At 57.4% G+C, this 20,199-nt stretch carries 21 protein-coding genes; 9 read left to right on the top strand and 12 right to left on the bottom strand.

Annotated elements, in window-relative coordinates; translation table 11 throughout:
* Position 1: 1 nt before the first annotated feature.
* Complete coding sequence (gatB, locus tag ACTF58_RS08115) at positions 2-1,516, bottom strand: Asp-tRNA(Asn)/Glu-tRNA(Gln) amidotransferase subunit GatB (protein ID WP_438991470.1); 1,515 nt, start codon at positions 1,514-1,516, stop codon at positions 2-4.
* A gap of 85 nt (positions 1,517-1,601) precedes the next feature.
* Positions 1,602-2,894, bottom strand: a complete 1,293-nt coding sequence (locus ACTF58_RS08110; protein ID WP_438991469.1) for a hypothetical protein — start codon at positions 2,892-2,894, stop codon at positions 1,602-1,604.
* A gap of 183 nt (positions 2,895-3,077) precedes the next feature.
* Here ACTF58_RS08110 and ACTF58_RS08105 point away from each other — a divergent pair, with 183 nt between their 5' ends.
* On the top strand, positions 3,078-3,941 hold the full coding sequence (locus ACTF58_RS08105) for a transglycosylase SLT domain-containing protein (protein ID WP_438991468.1): 864 nt from the start codon (positions 3,078-3,080) through the stop codon (positions 3,939-3,941).
* Here ACTF58_RS08105 and ACTF58_RS08100 read toward each other — a convergent pair whose 3' ends face one another.
* The gene (locus ACTF58_RS08100; RefSeq protein WP_438991467.1) at positions 3,942-4,370 is read right to left on the bottom strand and encodes a hypothetical protein; all 429 of its coding nucleotides are present in this window, start codon (positions 4,368-4,370) and stop codon (positions 3,942-3,944) included.
* 4 nt (positions 4,371-4,374) lie between these two features.
* Positions 4,375-6,939 (bottom strand): aminopeptidase N, encoded by a 2,565-nt coding sequence (pepN, locus tag ACTF58_RS08095; protein ID WP_438991466.1) that lies wholly within the window; start codon positions 6,937-6,939, stop codon positions 4,375-4,377.
* A 199-nt stretch (positions 6,940-7,138) separates the two neighbouring features.
* On the opposite strand from pepN, the gene ACTF58_RS08090 reads away from it, so the two are divergent.
* Positions 7,139-9,280 carry a malate synthase G gene (locus tag ACTF58_RS08090; protein ID WP_438991465.1) on the top strand — a complete coding sequence of 714 codons (2,142 nt, stop codon included), beginning with the start codon at positions 7,139-7,141 and terminating at the stop codon, positions 9,278-9,280.
* Here the strand turns inward: ACTF58_RS08090 and ACTF58_RS08085 are convergent.
* The 5 genes from ACTF58_RS08085 to ACTF58_RS08065 all read right to left on the bottom strand — a co-directional run bounded on the left by ACTF58_RS08085 (position 9,277) and on the right by ACTF58_RS08065 (position 13,981).
* Positions 9,277-10,608, bottom strand: coding sequence for a lyase family protein (locus tag ACTF58_RS08085; protein ID WP_438991464.1), 1,332 nt, complete (start codon positions 10,606-10,608; stop codon positions 9,277-9,279). The two genes, ACTF58_RS08090 and ACTF58_RS08085, sit on opposite strands and share 4 nt — an antisense overlap.
* Entirely contained in the window at positions 10,608-11,396 is a 789-nt protein-coding gene (gene pcaD / locus ACTF58_RS08080; RefSeq protein ID WP_438991463.1) for a 3-oxoadipate enol-lactonase, read from the bottom strand. Before pcaD ends, ACTF58_RS08085 begins: the two co-directional genes overlap by 1 nt.
* Positions 11,397-11,503: 107 nt before the next feature.
* Positions 11,504-12,475 carry a threonine ammonia-lyase gene (locus tag ACTF58_RS08075; protein ID WP_438991540.1) on the bottom strand — a complete coding sequence of 324 codons (972 nt, stop codon included), beginning with the start codon at positions 12,473-12,475 and terminating at the stop codon, positions 11,504-11,506.
* Positions 12,472-13,290 (bottom strand): alpha/beta fold hydrolase, encoded by an 819-nt coding sequence (locus ACTF58_RS08070; protein WP_438991462.1) that lies wholly within the window; start codon positions 13,288-13,290, stop codon positions 12,472-12,474. The genes ACTF58_RS08075 and ACTF58_RS08070 overlap by 4 nt, the downstream gene beginning before the upstream one ends.
* Positions 13,283-13,981, bottom strand: a complete 699-nt coding sequence (locus ACTF58_RS08065; protein WP_438991461.1) for a haloacid dehalogenase type II — start codon at positions 13,979-13,981, stop codon at positions 13,283-13,285. Before ACTF58_RS08065 ends, ACTF58_RS08070 begins: the two co-directional genes overlap by 8 nt.
* A gap of 172 nt (positions 13,982-14,153) precedes the next feature.
* Between ACTF58_RS08065 and ACTF58_RS08060 the strand changes: the two genes are divergently transcribed.
* Both ACTF58_RS08060 and ACTF58_RS08055 read left to right on the top strand, forming a co-directional pair.
* Positions 14,154-14,582, top strand: a complete 429-nt coding sequence (locus tag ACTF58_RS08060; protein WP_438991460.1) for an FKBP-type peptidyl-prolyl cis-trans isomerase — start codon at positions 14,154-14,156, stop codon at positions 14,580-14,582.
* A gap of 115 nt (positions 14,583-14,697) precedes the next feature.
* Entirely contained in the window at positions 14,698-15,396 is a 699-nt protein-coding gene (locus tag ACTF58_RS08055; RefSeq protein ID WP_438991459.1) for a DUF1223 domain-containing protein, read from the top strand.
* A 23-nt stretch (positions 15,397-15,419) separates the two neighbouring features.
* On the opposite strand, the gene ACTF58_RS08050 is transcribed toward ACTF58_RS08055, so the two are convergent.
* The 3 genes from ACTF58_RS08050 to ACTF58_RS08040 are packed head-to-tail and all read right to left on the bottom strand — an operon-like array spanning position 15,420 to position 17,301.
* Positions 15,420-16,472, bottom strand: coding sequence for a YeeE/YedE family protein (locus ACTF58_RS08050; protein WP_438991458.1), 1,053 nt, complete (start codon positions 16,470-16,472; stop codon positions 15,420-15,422).
* 32 nt (positions 16,473-16,504) lie between these two features.
* A complete protein-coding gene (locus ACTF58_RS08045) occupies positions 16,505-16,843 on the bottom strand; it encodes an ArsR/SmtB family transcription factor (RefSeq protein ID WP_438991457.1) in 339 nt (112 codons plus the stop codon).
* Between the two features lie 38 nt (positions 16,844-16,881).
* A complete protein-coding gene (locus ACTF58_RS08040) occupies positions 16,882-17,301 on the bottom strand; it encodes a thioredoxin family protein (RefSeq protein ID WP_438991456.1) in 420 nt (139 codons plus the stop codon).
* Positions 17,302-17,337: 36 nt separating this feature from the next.
* Between ACTF58_RS08040 and ACTF58_RS08035 the strand changes: the two genes are divergently transcribed.
* From ACTF58_RS08035 to soxZ, 5 genes are all read left to right on the top strand, one after another.
* Positions 17,338-18,078 (top strand): cytochrome c biogenesis CcdA family protein, encoded by a 741-nt coding sequence (locus ACTF58_RS08035; protein ID WP_438991455.1) that lies wholly within the window; start codon positions 17,338-17,340, stop codon positions 18,076-18,078.
* Positions 18,079-18,099: 21 nt separating this feature from the next.
* Positions 18,100-18,663 (top strand): thioredoxin family protein, encoded by a 564-nt coding sequence (locus ACTF58_RS08030; protein ID WP_438991454.1) that lies wholly within the window; start codon positions 18,100-18,102, stop codon positions 18,661-18,663.
* 159 nt (positions 18,664-18,822) lie between these two features.
* Entirely contained in the window at positions 18,823-19,299 is a 477-nt protein-coding gene (gene soxX / locus ACTF58_RS08025; protein WP_438991453.1) for a sulfur oxidation c-type cytochrome SoxX, read from the top strand.
* A gap of 45 nt (positions 19,300-19,344) precedes the next feature.
* Positions 19,345-19,761, top strand: coding sequence for a thiosulfate oxidation carrier protein SoxY (gene soxY, locus ACTF58_RS08020; protein ID WP_438991452.1), 417 nt, complete (start codon positions 19,345-19,347; stop codon positions 19,759-19,761).
* An 18-nt stretch (positions 19,762-19,779) separates the two neighbouring features.
* Positions 19,780-20,109 carry a thiosulfate oxidation carrier complex protein SoxZ gene (gene soxZ / locus ACTF58_RS08015; protein ID WP_438991451.1) on the top strand — a complete coding sequence of 110 codons (330 nt, stop codon included), beginning with the start codon at positions 19,780-19,782 and terminating at the stop codon, positions 20,107-20,109.
* Positions 20,110-20,199: the final 90 nt, after the last annotated feature.

Raw genomic sequence — 20,199 nt, 5'->3', positions numbered from 1 at the left:
CTCAGCCGCCGAGTTTGGCTTGCACCAGATCATTGACGGCCTTGGGATTGGCTTTGCCGCCTGTGGCTTTCATGACCTGACCGACAAACCAGCCTGCGAGCTTGGGATTTTCGCGGGCCTTTTCAACTTGAGCGGGGTTGGCGGCAATGATTTCATCCAGTGCGGTTTCAATGGCGCCTGTGTCCGTGACTTGCTTCATGCCGCGGGCGTCGACGATCTCGGCGGGGTCGCCGCCCTCGGAATAGACAATCTCAAACAGGTCTTTGGCGATTTTGCCAGAGATTGTGTCGGCTGCGATCAGATCAATGATGCCGCCGAGTTGGGCAGGGGAGACCGGGCTTTCGCTGATATCTTTGTCGCCGTCTTTTTTCAGGCGTCCGAAGAGCTCGTTGATCACCCAGTTTGCGGCGGTTTTTCCGTCGCGGCCCGTGGCGACCTCTTCAAAATAGGTCGCGTTTTGCACTTCGGCTGTGAGCACGGAGGCGTCATATTCTGTCAGGCCGTAGTCTGACATAAATCGTGCGCGTTTCGCGTCTGGCAGCTCGGGCAGGGAGGCTGCGATCTCGTCGACCCATGATTGCTCGATCTCGAGCGGCATCAGGTCGGGGTCGGGGAAATAACGGTAATCATGCGCTTCTTCTTTAGAGCGCATGGAGCGGGTTTCGCCTTTGTCAGGATCATAAAGGCGGGTTTCTTGTGTGACTTCGCCGCCCTCTTCGAGGATTTTGATCTGACGGCGGGCTTCATAGTCGATCGCTTGCTGGATAAAGCGCATCGAGTTCATGTTTTTGATTTCACAGCGGGTGCCGAGGTGACTGAAGTCTTGCGTCGCCATATATTTTTCGTGCTGGCCCGCGCGGCAGACCGAGACGTTGACGTCGGCGCGCAAATTGCCGTTTTGCATATTGCCATCACAGGTGCCGAGATAGCGCAGGATCTGACGCAGCTTGACGACATAGGCGGCGGCCTCTTCGGGGCTGCGAATATCGGGGCGCGACACGATTTCCATCAAGGCAACGCCTGTGCGATTGAGATCGACGAACGACATATTCGGATCCATGTCGTGGATCGACTTGCCAGCGTCTTGTTCAAGGTGAATCCGCTCCACGCGCACGAGGCGGGCGACACCTGGTGCCATATCGACAAGGATTTCGCCTTCGCCAACGATCGGCTCGTAAAGCTGGCTGATCTGATAGCCTTGGGGCAGGTCGGGGTAGAAATAGTTTTTGCGATCAAAGGCTGATTTGAGATGAATTTCGGCCTTGAGGCCAAGGCCCGTGCGCACGGCCTGTTCAACGCAGAACGCGTTGATCACGGGCAGCATTCCGGGCATGGCGGCGTCGACGAAGGCGACATTGGAGTTTGGCTCGGCGCCAAAAAGGGTTGATGCGCCAGAAAACAGCTTGGCCTTCGAGCTGACCTGCGCATGGACTTCCATGCCGATCACAAGTTCCCAGTCATATTTCGCACCCGCGATCACTTTGGGCTGCGGTGTTTCATAGGCCAGATCTAGCATTGCCTCGTCCTTTTATGCGTCTCATGCAAAGTCGAGGTCGGTTCTAGGGCAGGCTTGGGGGCGGGGCAAGGGGGAGTTGGTTTTGTTATGAAAGCCTCAGCCCGCCGTGGCCGAACTCCAGAGTCTTGCCATTGGTGATATCGCTTTTGAAATGATCGGCTATGGCATTTAGCGCAGTGTCGCGGCCCTTGCGCAAGAGCGCTCCGCGCGGCGGCAGATAGGTTCCGGGGGCTGGGCCAAGCTCGGCCTCTGCCCAAAGGAGCGGATGAAGCTCGCGCAGGTTTTCGCGCAGGATGTGATCAAACATTGTGTGAATGCTCTGACGCACCTTGCGCACCACATCAGGCGCTTCGACAGGGGTGCGGGCGGGAGACATTGTGATGCCTGTGTAGGCGGCCAGTAAATTGGCGATGTGTTGGTCCGGTTGCAGGTAGAGAATGTCATGTAGCCCATCTAGGAAAAAGTTCACATCCAAAGTGCGCGCGGCACCTTGATCGACTCTGAGGGCGTCAAGAAAGACCCACGTATAGCCGCCATTGCCCCAGATATTGTTTGAGCGCGCGGCGGTGCGGCGGGCTTCAAGCTCAAGCGCTTCGTAAGAGCCAAACCAGCGCGGCAAGAGGAAATTGCCCAAGCTGCGCATAGGGGCGGTGTTGACGGGGTTGAGATCAATCAGACGCTCATAGGCATCTGCTATGTGCATGGCGGGTTTGGGCTTGGCGACGACAAGGCCACATTGGGCTGAGGCAAGCAGGGGCGAGGCGAGGGCTGTGCGCGAAAAACTCTCCAAGATGTCTGTTGCGCGCTGAAAATGCGCTTCAAACAAAGCAAGGTTGCGCGCAGGGATTTCATGAGACCAGTTTGAGCCGCGCCATGCCCAGCCGATATCCATATGGGTTTGGGCAACGATATCTGCGATGGCATATTCGTCCGGGAATTCAAATAAGACGTCTTCCAGCGCTTCTATGCCAGCAAGGCCCGGGGTCAGACCATCGGCAATGGCGTGTTCTGTCGCCAAGACCACATCTGTGCGCGCGCCGAGACTGAGCAGGTCAGCATGAGGCATTCCGCAATGGGTTGCGACTTTGCGATTGTCGGCGGAGCGAATGAGGCGACTCAGTTCTTCCCAGCGCTCCTGACGCGCCAGAAACTGACCACGGTCCTGAACCCGCTCACGGCAGCTTTCCTCGGGGGGCTCGACCGCAGTGGGAATCACGAGCTGTTCATGGAGGCGGCTTTTTAAGGGGCGTGGTGCGGTTTCAAGCGGGGTGTTCTCACCCACAGACCGTTTTGCCAGCGGGAACCGCGCCAAGGGGAGCCGGCCAAGGCTTTGACGGGCTTGCGCGGCAAATTCCGGAAAGTGAGACAACAGTGCCATGTGTGATTCGTCCTTTATCTGTCCTCTTTGTCGTGGCCCAATCGGGCCAAAACAGGGCAATTGCGGGTTTGATTTCGGGAAAAGACGGTATGATTTGGTGGACTGTTCGGGCTGGCGAAACAATCATGGGGGCCAGCGCGAAAAGATTGCCAAACCGGGTGCAATCGTCCTATTTGTTTTGGGATGTTTGTTTCAGTTTATCATATTGTTTTTGGTGCCGCTCTGCTCTGTGTTGTGAGTAATGGCACAGCCGGCGCGTCTGAGCTTGCCCCGGCGGCGAGAGAAGCTGCGCAGGCTGGGGCAGAGACATTGGGCCTTCTAAATCCAGCGCCACAGAGTGAGGCAGACATTCACCCTCCTGATCCTGAGCTTGCCAAGATACGGCCCAAGGCGCGCGAGACGTCATACGCCACGGCGCGTCATGCGCGTTTGGCGCAGATCAGGCCAAAGGGGCGGCCCTATGTCTTTGCCTTGCCGCACACGCGATGGGAGCACCGTCCGGGCCATCAGGAGTGGACCACAACTGCAATGAAGGCGGTGCTCTCGCATGGGAAGCCCCTGACGCAGACGGTGCCTGAGGACTATCGTGACTGGTGCCCGGCTTACCGAGAAAACGACGAGTTTCGTCGTGCTATGTTCTGGGTCGGGTTTATGTCGGCTTTGGCAAAACATGAGAGCACCTACCGCGCCGATGCGGTTGGGGGCGGCGGGCTTTGGTATGGGTTGTTGCAAATCCTTCCCTCTACGGCGCGGCTTTACAAATGTCAGGCGAAGACGGGTGAGGCGCTTAAAAATGGGGGCCTCAATCTGAGTTGTGCCACACGGATCATGAGCAAGACCGTCGCGCGCGACAAAGTCATCCACGGGTTTTTCCCCGAAAAAAAACGCAAGTATCAGGGTGTCACCCAAGATTGGGGGCCGATGCATTCTTCTACCAAACGGGCGGAAATGGCGGCCTGGACGCGCAAGCAGGCCTATTGTGTGTCCCATAAGAGCCTGCGCCCGAAAGCGCGCCCCTTGCGGGTATTGGCCGAGACTGAGGGCTGATCAGCCGATCAGGGAAAAGTGATGCCGTTCGGTTTTCACACCCAGTGCGCGCAGCTCGGCCTCGAGGGCTTCGTGGGGCGGTGTGCAGGCATGAGGCAGGCGCAGTTTGCGATTGTCTTTCAAAAAAAGTGTCACCTTGACGGAGAGATCAAGCCGCGTATCAAAGCGCGCCCGCAAGATCAGGCCGACGGGCATTTCATCTGCCAGTCTTGGTGTGCTCCAGCGCATATGGCTGTCGCTCAACTCAAAGGTGCTCACGGGGTTTTGCACGGCCTCCCAAAGGGCGGGCAGGGTGAACAGCGCCAGAAAAACAGCGATATAGAGGTTGAGATCAATCCACCAGACGAGCGCAAGCAAGACCGTATAGACGCCCGTCAGCGTGATCAGCGCAGCGCGGGAGCGGCCATTGCTTTGATGCAGAAGAGCCAAGCGCCTAACCTTCCAAAATGCGAGTGACCATTTCGGTCGTGTCACGGCTCAGACCGTTCGTAGAAAGGATCCGCTCCAGAGCGGATTTTGCGCTGGTTTGGCGGCTGGCATCATAGCGTGAAAAGGTCTGGAAGGCGGTGCACATCCGCGCCGTTGTTTGCGGATTGAGCGCGTCCAGCTTGATCAGCCAGTCGGCCAGCAGCGCATATCCTTGCCCTGATGCGTGGTGAAAGCCTGCGTGGTTCATGGCGAGGGCACCAAACACCGCGCGGAAGCGGTTCGGGTTTTTCACGGTGAAGAGCGGATGGGTTGTCAGGGCTTGGGCCACATTGGCCGCCTTTTCGGGAGCTGCAAAGGCCACTTGAGCTGCGAACCATTTGTCCATCACCAAGCGATCCGATTGCCATTGGGTGAAGAATGCGGCGGATTGATCTGCGCCGATGTCTTGCGCGAGCAGAGCGTTCAGGGCGGCACTTTGCAGCGTCATATTGTTTGCTGTGTCAAATTGTGCGCGCGCCTGTGCGCCGCCGTCCATACGCGTGAGCATGGACAGAATACGCCCGTTGAGGGCGCGTTTGCCCGCGCCTTTGGCATCAGGCACAAAGGGGCCATCTACGGTTGTCGCGGCATAAAGTCTTGGCAGGCTGTCGGCGAGATGCTGCGCGAGGCTTTGCGCCATGGTCTCGCTGGCGTCATAGATCGCTTGCGGATCGGGGGTGTGGCCTTGGGCGTGGAGGCTCGCGGCCAAATCATCCTGACTGACGGGCTGGAGCACAAGCGCGCGGAACGCGGGATCAAGGCTGTCGTCGCGCGCAACGCGTGTGGCGGCGTCAAGAAAGGCGGTGTCGGGAGCGGCCCCTGTTGTGACGCTGGCAATCAGGCTGGCGCGGCGCAGGGCTTGGCCTGCGTCCCATTTGTTGAAGGGGTCGGTGTCATGCGCGAGCAGGAAGGCGCGCTCGGCGTTGCTGCGCTCATACTCCAGCACAACGGGGGCAGAAAAGTCACGCAGGATAGAGGGCACAGGCTTTTCAGCGAGTCCCTCAAAGGAAAAGCTTTGTTGGCGCTTTGTCATTTCAAGCAGAGTTGTCGGCTGCACCTCGTGACCATTGGAGCCAAGCAGGCCGACGGCAATGGGAATAACGCGCGGTTTTTTGTGGGGCTGACCCGGTGTGGGCGGGGTTTCTTGTTTAAACGTGAGGGTATAGCGTCCGTTGTTGAACTTTTCTTTGACGCTGAGGCGAGGGGTGCCTGCAGAGCTATACCAGCGCTTGAAGCGCTTCAGGTTGCGGCCTGTGACCTCTTCAAAAACCTTGAGCCAGTCTTCAATCGTCGCGGCGTCGCCATCATGGCGGGTGAAATAGAGATCAAGTGCTTTGTAATAGGCGTCATCGCCGACAAGCCGCTTGAGCATCCCTATGACTTCAGCACCTTTTTCATAGACGGTGGCTGTGTAGAAATTATTGATCTCAACGAAGCTCTCGGGGCGTACAGGGTGGGCCAGCGGGCCGCCATCTTCGCGGAACTGGCGGCCGCGCAGATCAATCACATCGGAGATGCGTTTAACGGGCGCAGAGCGCAGATCGGAGGTGAACTGGCTGTCGCGATAGACGGTCAGCCCCTCCTTGAGACAGAGCTGGAACCAGTCGCGGCAGGTAATGCGGTTGCCAGTCCAGTTGTGAAAATACTCATGGGCAATGATGGCTTCTATGCGCTCGAAATTGTCGTCTGTTGAGGTTTCGGGGCTGGCGAGGACGCAGGACGAATTAAAGATATTGAGGCCTTTGTTTTCCATGGCCCCCATGTTGAAATCATCCACCGCGACGATATTGAAGATATCCAGATCATATTCGCGCCCGTAAACATCTTCATCCCATGTCATGGAGGCTTTGAGCGCTTTCATGCCAAAGGCGCATTTGTCTTCATCGCCTTTGCGCACCCAAATATTGAGCTCAACATCGCGGCCTGACCGGGTTTTGAAACGGTCGGAGTAATTGAGTAGATCGCCGGCCACGAGGGCAAAGAGATAGGCGGGCTTTGGCCATGGATCGTGCCATTCGGCAAAGCCTGCTCCGAGAGCGCCCTTATTGCCATTGGAGAGCATAACAGGGGCGTCGCCTTCGATCCGCACTGTAAAGGTGCCCATCACATCGGGACGATCCGGGTAATAGGTGATTTTGCGAAAGCCCTCGGCCTCGCATTGGGTGCAATACATCCCGTTTGACATATAAAGGCCCTCAAGCGCGGTGTTTGTCTCAGGGCTGATTTCGACTTCGCATTCAAAGACAAACGGGCCAGTCGGCACATCAAGGGTGAGGCCTGTTGGTGTCAGGGTGGGCGTGCAGGGCGCGCCGTCGATTTTTGAGGATATAAGTTTGAGGGCTTCACCATGCAAAAAGAAACTTTGCGCGGGGGCGTCTGGATTGGGCGCAAAAGCGATACGGCTGATCACGCGAGTTTCGGTCGGGTGAAGCTTGAAGGTCAGGTGAACGGATGTGACGCTCCAGCCAAATGGCGTGTAGTCTTTGAGATAAATGGTCTGGGGGAGTGTTTGGGGGCTGGTCTCGTTCATCACGGCATCCTTTTGGCTTTGGGTTGACGGTATGCGCGCAGAGATTGGGCTTCAATAGGGGATCGCTTTGTTTGGCCGCAGATTATCTTGAAAAATATGAAGGTTTATTTTCTTTTCACGCTCTCCCGAAAGATTGCGCCTTTGCCCTTCAGCGGGCTAGAAAGACAGGAGCAGAGTTTAAGCAGAAAGAGAGCAAAGCATGACCAAGCGTGTGGACCGAGCCGGATTAAGCGTAGACGCAACGCTTGCAAGCTTTCTGGAGGAGGCAGCGCTTCCCGAAACCGGCGTAAGCGCTGAGCATTTCTGGAGTGGATTTGCAAAGGTTCTGGCGGATTTGACGCCCAAAAACCGCGCCTTGCTTGAGACACGTGAGAGCCTTCAGAGCCAGATCGACGCGTGGCATATTGCGCACCGCGGTGCGGCGCACGACCATGAGGCTTATAAAGCGTTTTTGACAGATATCGGATATTTGCACCCTGAGGGCGAGGATTTCGAAATCGACACTCAAAATGTTGATCCCGAGATTGCCTCTATTCCCGGGCCGCAGCTTGTGGTTCCGATTACCAATGCACGCTATGCGCTCAATGCCGCCAATGCGCGCTGGGGCAGTCTTTATGACGCTTTATATGGCACAGATGCGATGGGGTCTTTGCCGCCGTCTGGGGGCTATGAGCGTGGACGCGGCGCGCGCGTTGTGGCGCGGGCGCGGGTCTTTCTGGACGAGGCCTTCCCTGTTGAAGGCACATCTCACGCCGATGCTCGGCGCTATCATGTGCAGGAGGGGCGGCTTCTGGTGGACGACAGGCCTCTGCAACACCCTGAAAAATTTGTGGGTTACAAAGGCAATCCGAAAGCGCCAGATGCGATCCTTCTAAAGAACAACGGCTTGCACGTCGAACTTGTGTTTGATCGTGCGCATCCGATTGGCAGCCATGATCAGGCGCTCTTGGCCGATGTTCAGCTTGAAAGCGCTTTGTCGGCGATTATGGATTGTGAAGATTCTGTGGCCTGTGTGGATGGGGAAGATAAGACGCTCGCCTATTCCAACTGGCTCGGCCTGATGAAGGGGGATCTTGCGGCAGATGTCACGAAGGGCGGCAAAACGCTGAGCCGCCGTCTTGCAGAGGACCGTGAGTATACCGCGCCTGACGGGGGCGAGCTTGTCCTGAAGGGGCGGGCCTTGATGTGGGTGCGCAATGTCGGGCATTTGATGACCAACCCTGCGATCCTTGATGCGAATGGCGACGAAGTCTTTGAGGGGCTTATGGACGCGGCGATCACCACTTTGATTGCGATGCATGACCTCAAGCGCGAGAGCGGCAACTCTGTGCATGGATCGGTGTATATTGTGAAACCGAAGATGCACGGGCCTGAAGAAGTGGCTTTTGCCGACGAGCTCTTTGGGCGGGTTGAAGATTTGCTTGGTCTGCCAGCCAATACTGTGAAGATCGGGGTGATGGACGAAGAGCGACGCACCTCTGTGAACCTTAAGGCGTGTATCCGCGCGGCGAAATCGCGGATTGCCTTTATCAACACGGGCTTTCTTGATCGCACGGGCGACGAAATTCACACCTCGATGGAGGCTGGACCCTTCAGCCGCAAGGACTTTATCAAGCGCAAGGGCTGGATCGGGGCCTATGAAAACCTCAATGTCGATATTGGCCTTGAGTGTGGCCTCTCGGGCAAGGCGCAGATTGGCAAGGGGATGTGGGCTATGCCCGACATGATGGCGGCGATGCTCGAGCAAAAGATCGAACATCCGAAAGCGGGTGCGACCTGTGCTTGGGTTCCCTCGCCAACTGCGGCAACGCTGCATGCGCTGCATTATCACAAGATTGATGTTCTGGCTGTTCAGGCCAAGCTGCGCGCGGGCGGGCGGCGCGCTCATGTGGACGGGATATTGGACATCCCGCTGGCAACCTATCGTCGCTGGACCAAAGAGCAGATCACGCGGGAAGTTGAAAACAATGCCCAAGGCATTCTCGGGTATGTGGTGCGCTGGGTGGATCAGGGTGTCGGCTGCTCGAAAGTGCCAGACATCAACGATATCGGCTTGATGGAAGACCGTGCGACCTGCCGCATTTCGGCGCAGGCGCTGGCCAACTGGCTGCACCATTCGGTTGTGGATGCGCAGGATGTGATGGCGGCCATGCGCAAGATGGCGGCTGTGGTTGACGGGCAAAACGCAGGTGATGCTGACTATACGCCGATGGCTCCGAGCTTTGACGGGGTCGCCTTTCAGGCGGCCTGTGATCTGGTCTTTAAGGGCCGCACGCAACCGTCAGGCTATACCGAGCCTGTCTTGCACGCGCGCCGCCTTGAGCTGAAGGCGTCGCTTTAGGCCAAGCCACGCACAACCGCAGCAAAGGCGCGCGCCTCTTCTGGCGCGCGGCCAAGCTGGGCTTTGATGTCAAACACATCAGACAGATCAAGTTCAGGAAAGTGTTCTGATGCCGCCTCTGCAAGAGTTTTGCCTGAGCTGAGGGCGCTGGCGCACAGCTCTTTGGTTTTGAGTTGGGCCTCGGGGCGTGGCATTGTGGCGGCCAGCGCAAAGGAGAGGGCTTCGGCAAAGATCAGGCCTTGGCCGCTCTGAAGCGTTGCGGTCATCTGCTCAGTGTTGGGTGTGAGCGCTGCGGCCATCTGCTTGGCGTGACCAAGGGCTGCGCCTGTGCTCAGAACAAGCTGTGGAAGGGTGAGCCATTCGGTGATCCATGCGCCGCCGTCCCGCTGTTGGGCGTGTTGGGCGCTGGTTTGCAGGCTTGAGTTGAGACCCGTGACATGGGTCGCCAAGGCGGCGATCACGCCTGCGGAAACGGGGTTTTGCTTTTGCGGCATGGTTGAGGAGCTGCCCGCGCCGCCCAGTGTCACTTCGGCAAGCTCTGTCATGGTCAGCTCGGACAGGTCCGCCGCCATTTTACCCAGAGCGTTGGTCAGGCGTGTTGCCCATGACGCCAGTGTGACGACAGGCGTTCTGTCGCTGTGCCAGCTCTGCGCGGGATCATGGAGGCCAAGGGCCGTTGCGAGGGCGGCGCGGGTTTCGCCCGCTTTGGGGCCAAGCGCGCTGCTTGTGCCTGCTGCGCCTGAGAGAGAGACCCAGAAGGCTGTGTTTTTGCTGGCCTCAAGCTCGCCGTAGAGCGCGCGCAACGGGTGCCCCCATGCGGCCACAACCGCACCGAAGCTTGTCGGAGTTGCGTGCTGCCCCCAAGTGCGCCCCGCCATCGGCGTTTCGGCGTATGTGTCGGCGAGATCGGCGAGCTGTGTCAGATGCTCTTTCAAATGGGTTTGGATATGATCAAAGGCGCGCTTGAGGCGCAGCATGAGGGCCGTATCCAGAATGTCCTGTGAGGTTGCGCCCCAGTGCAAATATTGGGCGTGTTCCGGGGCCTCTAAGGTTTTGCGCAACGCGGCGAGAAAGGCAGGAATGCTGACGCCGTTTTGCGCCGTGGCGGCGGCCAGCCCTGACGGGTCAACCTGAACTTCCATTGCGGCACGGTGTAAGAATACGCCGCTGATCTCAGGGATCACGCCGAGTTGCCCTTGGGTTTTGGCGAGCGCGCCTTCTATGAGCAGGAGCGCGCGCATCTCTGCACTGTCGGTGAAGAGGGCGGCCAGCTCGCCTGTATCAAAGAGTTTGGCGAGGTGTTGGCTGTCAAAGGCGGAAGCGGCCATCAGATATGTCCGATCTCTGTGAGAAATGTGGTGAGCAGGACGGCGTAGGCTTCGGGCTGTTCAACGCAGGGCAGGTGCCCTGCGCGACGGATAATTTCAAAGCGCGAACCGGGAATGAGCGCGGCGGTTTCAGCCACGAGATCAGGCGGGGTGGAGCCATCTTCGGAGCCTGCAATCGCCAATGTAGGAAGGCGCAGGCCTGAAGTCGGCGTGATAAAGTCTGTGCCAGCAATGGCGGCAGAGCAGCCTATGTAGCCGGCTTTTGGCTGTCGGATGAGCATATTGCGCCAAGCGGTGAACTCTGGCGTTTCACGAAAGGCGGGGGCAAACCAGCGCTCAAGGATCGTGTCGGCCAAGGCCTCTATCCCGCCTGCGTCAACAGCGGCGATCCTATCCTGCCACATCTGGCGCGTGCCGATCTTGGCGCCTGTGTTGGACAGCACCATCGCGCGCATCAGATCAAGGCGTTTCACGGCCAAGCCTTGTGCGATCATCCCGCCGATTGAGAGGCCCACAAAGACGCAGTCTTTCACGGCCAGATGATCGAGTAGGCTCTCCACATCATGCACCAATGTGCCCATCGAATAGGGGCCATCGGGGCTGTCAGACAGGCCATGGCCGCGCTTGTCATAGCGAATGAGACGCAGGCCTTTGGGCAGATGTGGCAGCACAGAGTCCCATAGGCGCAAGTCTGTTCCCAGCGAATTGGCAAAGACGACGGCAGGCCCGTTTTTGGGGCCTTCGTCTTTATAATGAAGGCGGATATTGCCAAGGTCGGCTATTTTCATGCGTCTGTCTCCGCAGATTGGCGCGTCTGATGCCCTGTGATCGGGCTGATGCGCTTATAACCGCCCGAAACATTCAAAGTATAGGTCCGAGCCGCGCGTTTTGGCGCTCACTCCAGAAAAGCCAGCGCCTTTTGAAAGACTGCAACATCGACATTTCCGCCTGTCGTGACTGCAATGAGCGCGGGGGCATCTGTCTTTTCGGCGTGAAAGAGCGCGGCCGCAAGGGCCACGGCGCCGCCCGGCTCAATCACAAGTTTGAGGCGTTGGAACGCGTGTGCCATGGCTTTGAGCGCGTCTTGTTCGGTGACAACAATGCCTGCGCCGCAATGCTTTGCCATGATCGGGAAGGTCAGATCGCCGGGCTGAGGAGTTATGATCGCATCACAAAGTGAACCTGTGAGCTGTGCGTTGCGCTCTATTTTGCCAGCGGCCAGCGAGCGTGTCACATCGTCAAAGCCCTCCGGTTCGCACGGGCGGACTTTAAAGCTCGGGGCCTCTGCTGCGAGGGCGAGGGCAATCCCTGAGGTCAGCCCGCCGCCGCCACAACAGACCAACACTTCGGCCTTTTTCACGCCAAGTTCTGCCGCTTGGGTGGCGATTTCAAGGCCAGCCGTGCCTTGGCCTGCGATCACGAGCGGTTCGTCGTAGGGCTTGATCAGGGTGAGGCCGCGTTCTGCTGCGAGGGTTGCGCCGATGGCGTCGCGGTCTTCTGTGGCGCGATCATAAAGCACCACTTCTGCCCCAAGCGCGCGGGTGTTTTCAATTTTGAGACGGGGCGCATCCGAGGGCATGATGATCACGGCGCTGACGCCATGAAGGGCGGCCGCATAGGCGACCCCTTGGGCGTGATTGCCTGAGGAAAAGGCGATGACGCCGTTTTTGCGCTGTGCATCGGGCAGGCCAGAGAGGGCCGACCAGCCGCCGCGAAACTTGAAAGAGCCAGTGTGTTGAAGGCATTCGGCTTTGACAAAAACGGGCTTGCCCGCGATCTCGTCAAGAAAAGGCGAAGAGAGGAGCGGGGTGCGGCGCGCGTGGCCCTCAAGGCGGGCGGCGGCGGCGCGGATCATGTCGATATTCATAGGCGTTTTGTCCATTGGAGCAGCGCGTCAAGGGCTGCGGGTTCGTCGAGGTAGGGCACATGGCCACGGTCAGGGACCACAGCGGCGATCATGTCAGGGCGCAGGGCGCGCATTTGGGCGAAAGTGCTGTCGCTGAGAAGGTTGGAGTTTGCGCCGCGCAGCGCACAGAGCGGCAGCCCTGTGAGGGCCTCAAACAATGGCCAGAGATCGGGCAGGTCAGCCACGAGCGCCGCAAGAACACCCTCCTGCAAGGCAGGATCATAGGTCAGCTCTAGCCCCGTATCGCCTTGTGTGAAGAGCCGCGAAATTTCTTCGCGAAAGCGGCTTGTCGGAACATTATTAAAGCCTTGCGCAAGATCGGGCCAGACTTTGAGCAGGCTGTCAAAGTCCTTGAAGGCGGGCTTTTTGCCAATCACCTGCGCGATCTTTTCAAGGCCTTCGCGGGCAAGCTCAGGCCCGACATCGTTAAGCGCGACACCAAGCAGGCGTGGCTTGGCTGTTGCGGCCAGTGTCATTGCGATCAGCCCGCCGCGGGATGTGCCCAAAATCGCTGCTTGGGGCAGGGCCAGATGGTCCATCAGCTCTAGCACATCACGGCTCTCAATGAGGGGGGTATATGTGCTTGGATCGGCCCAATCAGATAGACCGCGACCGCGATAATCAAGGCGAATGAGGCGCATATGGGAGAGATGTGGCGCCACAAAATCAAAGTCTCGCGCGTTTCGTGTCAGACCAGACAGACAGAGGAGGGGCGTGCCCGCTCCCTCGTCTTCATAGTGAAGCGATAGCCTGTCTGAGGTTTGGAATTTAGGCATGGTTGCGCTCGGTGACCAACTCTGGCAGCTCTTTCAAGTCGCTCAAGGTATGCTTGGGCTTGCCAGAGAGGCGGTCCATCGGCAGGCCTGTGCGGTTGACCCAGACGGTTTCAAAGCCAAACGAGGTTGCGCAGGAAGCGTCCCAGCCGTTGGAGGAGACAAAGATCACCTCATTTGGTGTTGCGCCCAGCACTGTTTCAACCAGCTGGTAGACTTTGCCAGAGGGTTTGAAAACGCCCACATCTTGAACCGAAAGCACGGCGTCAAACTGGCCTGACAAGCCCGCAGAGGAGACTGCGCCGTTGAGCATATCGGGGGAGCCATTGGAGAGGATGGCGGTTTGAAGCCCTGCTGCGCGCAGCCTTTGCAACATTTCGGGGACTTCTGCATAGGCCGAGAGCGACCAGTAAAGCTGTAACAGCCTTTCGCGCAGGTCGGGATTGCCGTGGAGCCCTGTGGCCTCGAGCGCCCAGTCAAGACCATCGCCTGTCACTTGCCAGAAGTCGGTGTGGTCGCCTGTGACGGCGCGCAGCCAAGTGTATTGCAGCTGTTTGTCGCGCCAGTGTGCGGCAAGGCTTTGCCATGTGTCGGCGAGCTCTGGAAAAGCGGGTTCTGCGGCGGCTTCGCGGGCGGCGGCCGTGACATCAAACAGAGTTCCATAGGCGTCAAAAACGCAGGCTTTGATCGGCATCACATTTCCCCTCGTGATTTTTTAGCGAGAGTGAGTGAGGGGGGGAGAAAGGTCAATGGCGCTGGTTGTTTGCAATCATGAGATTTGGCGTTTAGTTTGTCTGCGAGCCTGAGAACCTGCGCAGCTGGCGCGGCCTCTAAATTCATTTCCCCCAAATAGAACTGGACACGCCATGAGCGAAGTTAAAAGCGGTGACACCGTACGTATTCACTATACTGGAACCTTGAGCGATGGCTCGGTTTTTGATTCGAGCCAAGGCAACGATCCGCTTGAGTTTGTGGTTGGCTCTGGCCAGATTATCCCGGGTCTTGATGTGGCTTTGCCCGGCATGAAAGTCGGCGAGGAAAAGCGCGTTGAGATTGGCTCCGATGACGCCTATGGCCCGCATCACGCTGAAGCGCGCCAAGCGGTGCCGCGCGGCGAAATTCCGGCGGAGATCCCGCTTGAGATTGGCTTGCAGCTTCAAGCCAAGAACGAGCGCGGCGAGGTCATGCCGCTCACGGTGGTTGAGATCACAGATGAGACTGTTGTTCTGGACGCCAATCACCCGCTTGCGGGCAAAGACCTGACATTCGAGATCGAACTTGTGTCTGTAAATTAAACGCTTTCGGGCGGGTTTGAAACAAAACCCGCCCAAGTCTCGCGAAACCTTGATTGGTGAGTGAGAGCCTCTTTGCGGTATACCTCAACGACCAGAGGCGCAAAGGAGAAGCCCAATGTGGCGCAGCATTATATTTGTTATCCTGATGCTTGCGGGCTTTGTCGCCTCGGCTAAGGCTGAGGAAAACAGGCTTGTTGTGGTCGAACTCTTCACATCTCAGGGCTGTTCGAGTTGCCCGCCTGCTGACGCTTTTTTGCACAAATTGGCGGCGCGTGAGGATGTGCTCGCGCTCGGGTTGCACGTGGATTACTGGGATTATATCGGCTGGAAAGATGTGTTTGGGCAAAAGGCACATTCTGATCGTCAGCGGGCCTATGCCCATGTGGGCGGGCGTCGGTCTGTTTATACGCCCCAAATGATTGTTCAGGGGGAGCAGCACGTGGTCGGGAACCACCCTGTTGAGGTTAACCGCCTGATCCAGCGCCATCAGAGGCAAGCTGATAAAGCGCGCCTGACTGTGGTGCGTGAGGCGGGCAAGCTGCGTATCTTGGCGCAAGCGCAGGGGCACGAGGAGCCAGTGGCCGTGCTTCTGGTGCGATATTTGCCTCAGGCGATGACCCAAATCCAACGCGGCGAAAATGCCGGTCTTGACATAAAATACGCAAATATTGTCACCGATATCCAAGTGCTCGATATCTGGGATATGAAGCGACCGTATGAAACAAAAGAGCACCTGAGCGGACCTGAGCGCGCGGCAATTATTTTGCAGGCGCGTGGGCATGGTCCGATACTGGCTGCGGCGCGGGTTGATTGATCTGGCATTGATCTGGCGCTGTGTCACTCGGCGGGTTGAAAGCCCTCGATGAGCTGACGCAGCCCGAAAGCCGCCCCTGCAAAAATCGCGGCGAATGTCACCGGAGCCGAATAGCTCAGCGTGGAAAACGCAGACAAGCCCTGACCGATTGTGCAGCCCATCGCCAGAACCGCGCCTGCGCCCATTAAGGCCCCTCCCAAGAGCTGGCGACGCAACTCGCGAGGGTCTTCGCAGGCTTCCCAGCGGAAGTGCCCTTTGATCAACGAGCCGATAAAGGCCCCGATCAAAACGCCAACCACCGAGCCGACGGCAAAGGAGGGCAAGCCAGCGGAGGCCGTCATGGCAAAGAGCAAGGCTTCCCCCACAGGGGCGCTGAAGCTGTGGGACACAACTGGAAAAGCGCCAAATCCGTTGGCCGCGATATAGCCTGACGCTGCCCAGCCGCTGACGACTGCCGCGCCAACCACCAGCGCCCAGACAGCTGAGGCAGGGCTTTTGCGAAAGGCGGGAGAGGCGAGCGAGGCGAGGGCAATCATAAAGCCGATGGCGACGCCGAGCTGCGGCACGCCAAGGCCTGTTTGGGCTGCGATGAAATGAACGATGCCGGGGGGCGTTGTGGCTTGAGTTTGGGGAAAGACCCAAATGCGCAGATAGGCAAGCGGGCCAGACAGCACGGCATAGGCCGAGACCCCCATGACCAGCACAATCACAAACGCGCGCATATCGCCACCGCCGAGCCGCGCCAGCGCCCCGAAGCCGCAGTTGCCGGCCAGCGCCATGCCGTAACCAAAGAGCAAGCCGCCAAGAATAGAGGCGACCGGCATCCACGTGATTGAAAGGTAGAAGCTCTGCTCTAGCGGCACCATGCCCGCGCCTTGAAGCGCATATGTGCCCATGATCGCCGCACCAATGGCAAGGCCCCACATTCGTAAGCGTAGGGTGTTGTTGCCGTAGAGCGCGTCTTCGATGGCGCCCAGCGTGCAAAACCGGCCGAGCCGCGCCGCAAGACCCAACAGAACGCCGCCAAAAACGCCAGCCAGCGTCACAAAACTGCTCTCTGAAATCATTTCAAGCATCTGCAACCCTCCCAAGTGAAGATGCGGTGTCCTTAGCTATCGTCGTCGCAAAACAGTTCGTAAACAAGCTCCAAAATACGCTTGGGACGATTGTCTGCCAAGCGGTAATAGATCGCCTTGCCGTCACGGCGCGGAATGACGAGGCCCTCAAGTCGCAAGCGCGAGAGCTGTTGGCTCACGGCGGCCTGACGTGCGGAGAGCAGGCTTTCAAGCTCGGTGACCGACTTTTCTCCTGTCACGAGATGGCATAGGATCATCAGACGGCCTTCGTGACTGACTGTTTTGAGAAAGTTGGACGCCTTTGTAGCGTTGTCCATGAAGTTGTCGATCTCTGCATCGGTCAGATCATCGGTGAATTGTGGAAGTCCCATAGGGTATCCTTCTGCGCGGAGCTTTGTGCTCCTTTTTTCTAATTGCTGGCAGCGGAGCCGTCAGGTTTTATATAACTTGTCTTGGCCTTTAGCATCATTTCGAGCAGACCCCAAAAAAAATCTTCTCCAGGATAGCCTTCAATGCGGCCGATCTCTACGCCCTCATCCACCAGAATAAAAGTCGGAGTGAACACAGGTTTGCGCGCGAATTGCACGCCTTCTGGCGCTCCGTCAGCAATATTGACAACTCGCAGGGGGGCAAACGCGCCCTCTGGTGTTTTTGGATAGATTGGACCTATCGCCTTATGCCACGCTTGACAATGGGCGCAGCCTTTCTGTTCCACCATGATCAATTCGACAGCGAAAGCCTGCCCCGTCACGAAAATGGCAAAGGCCAAAAAGGAAATAAGACGCGCGAACATGGTATCATCATTGACTGTTTGAATTACACACAACATAATCTGAATATGTTAATTTGACAAGGAGCGCGGGTGATGCTCGGCGAGATCAGCTACTGGGGCGCAGCACTGGCGGGACTGGTGGCCTTTTTTACGCCCTGTATCCTGCCGATGGTCCCGTTTTATTTGAGCTACATGGCCGGTATTTCCATGAGCGAGCTGCGTGAGGAGGGCGAGATTGCGCCCGGGGCACAGAAGCGGCTTGTGGTGTCTGCGTTTATGTTTGCTTTGGGGGTCACGACGATCTTCATGCTGCTTGGCTTGGGCGCGACAGCTTTGGGGCAGGCTTTTGCACAGTGGAAGCAGCCTTTGTCTTATGTTGCTGCTGCGGTGATTTTTGTCTTCGGGCTGCACTTTCTGGGCGTCATCCGCATTGGCTTTCTCTATCGGGAGGCGCGGATGGAGAGCAAGGCAGACCCCTCCACCGTGCTGGGCGCATATCTTATGGGGCTGGCCTTTGGCTTTGGTTGGACGGCTTGTGTGGGGCCTGTGCTGGCGTCGATCCTGTTTATGGCGAGTGGCATGGGCGAGCTTTGGAAGGGCGGGCTTTTGCTGGCCTGCTTTGGGCTGGGGATGACCGCGCCTTTTGTTCTTGCTGCGTTTTTTGCCAAGCCTTTCTTGGGCTTCATGGCGCGGTTTCGGCAGTATCAGGGCCATGTTGAAAAGGTCATGGGGGTTATGTTGATTGTGTTTGCGATCCTGATTGCGACAAACACGGTCAATGTGATTGCAAACTGGATGATCGAGGTTTTTCCGAGCTTTCAAACGCTGGGATAATAAGAGAAACGGGAGGAAGATATGCGTAAGATATTTGCTGTGCTCGCGGCGCTTTTGATTGGATTGCCTGCCTATGCGGCCGAGCTTGGGGACGACGGGCTGCATAAAGCGGCATGGATGCGCGACACTTTCAAGGACCTCAGAGAAGATTTGGCCGAGGCCACTGCGGAGGGCAAGCGCCTTGCGATTATCATCGAGCAACGCGGGTGTATTTATTGCAAGAAGATGCACGAAGAGGTCTTTATCGACCCTGCGATCGACAGCTACATCAAGGACAATTATTTCTTCGTCCAGATCAATATGTTCGGGGATGTTGAAGTTACAGACTTTGACGGCGAAACGCTGCCTGAAAAGGAGATGGTCCAGAAGTGGGGCGCGCTCTTCACGCCCTTGATGATTTATTTTCCCGAAGAGGTGGCCGAGGGGCTGACGGCCCCGCAGGCGGCTGTGGCGCAAGTTCCTGGGGCTTTTGGGAAGTGGACCACGCTTAATATGCTGAGCTGGGTGAAAGAGGAGGGCTATGCGGGCGAGGAGCCTTTCCAAAAGTATCACGCACGCAAGCTTGAAACGCAACTTTCGGAATGATTTTCCAAGCGGTTGCGGTGTGGGAGAACGTGAACGCTTTGGATATCGATAAATAGGTAAATTCATTTTCGTGAATTTGTTGTTGCGAGTCTCGTGCCTGTCCACTACGGTATGCAAAGCTAACCTAGCTTTAGAACACGGGTGGCCAAGGGAGGAATTATGAGGTTCACAACACTTGCACTGGCGGCAACGCTAACAGCCGGAGCGGCTTATGCGGATATGGTTGCACCAACAGATGTCGTCTTTACCGAAGATGGCGCGGTTGAAATGTCGTTGAGCGGCGTAGCCGGAAACGTAGAGGAAGGCATCGGTGTCTACTCTAGCCGCAGCAAAGGCAATTGCGTTGCGTGTCACGTTGTCAGCTCGCTGGAAGACGTCGCGTTTCCCGGCAACATTGGTCCTGCGCTTGATGGCGTTGCGGACCGTTGGAGCGAGGCTGAATTGCGCGGGATCGTATCAAACGCAAAGCTGACATACGACGGCACGATGATGCCAAGTTACTACAAGGTCGAAGGCTTCCAGCGCCCAGGCAATGCCTATACAGGCAAGGCTGCGGAAGGTGCGCTTGATCCGCTTTTGAGTGCGCAGCAAATTGAAGATGTTGTTGCGTTCCTGATGACACTGAAAGACGAGTGATCCAGCCTGCTGGAGCGCTTTGAGAGAGACGTAAAGGAGTTAGATATGGAATTTTCACGACGTGATACGCTTGCCCTTGGGGCCGGCGCTGTTGCCCTGACAATTCTGCCGTTTCAGGCCACTGCGGCCGCAGACGACATGATTGCAGCGTTTACAGGTGGCGCAGATGTGGCTGAAGGCGGCGTAACGCTGACAGCTCCTGAAATCGCCGAAAATGGCAATACTGTCCCAGTCAGCGTATCGGCGGACGGCGCGGAGGCAATCTTGCTTCTCGCGGCGGGCAACCCGACACCTGATGTGGCGACATTCAAGTTTGGCGAGCTGTCAGGCACGCAGAGTGCGTCGACACGCATCCGTCTTGCGGGAACGCAAGATGTTGTTGCTGTGGCCAAGATGGCAGATGGCACATTTGCCCGCGCAAGCTCGACTGTAAAAGTGACCATTGGCGGCTGCGGCGGCTAATTAGAGGAGACTAAAAACATGGCAGATGGTGTAAAACCCCGCGTCAAAGCCCCCAAGTCAGCAGCGGCTGGCGAGGTTGTGACAATCAAAACCTTGATCAGCCACAGCATGGAATCAGGCCAGCGTAAAGACAGCGACGGCAACAAAATTCCGCGCTCGATCATCAACCGCTTTACCGCGGAATATAACGGTAAGATGGTGATTGATGTTGAACTCGCACCTGCGATTTCGACAAACCCGTATTTCGAATTCGAAGCGACTGTTCCTGAAGCCGGTGATTTCAAATTCACTTGGTATGATGATGACGGTTCTGTCTACGAAGACGCAAAATCAGTCGCAATCGCCTGATCAACACGCATGAGTGCCTTGCCCCGCAGAAGGGCAGGGTGCTTTCCAAGGGAGGAAATGCATGAACTTCAAGACAATGTCCCTCATCGG

This window comes from Lentibacter sp., assembly GCF_965657785.1.
In the GTDB taxonomy this organism is placed as follows: domain Bacteria; phylum Pseudomonadota; class Alphaproteobacteria; order Rhodobacterales; family Rhodobacteraceae; genus Lentibacter.
This window is presented reverse-complemented; position numbering and strand designations above follow the sequence as displayed.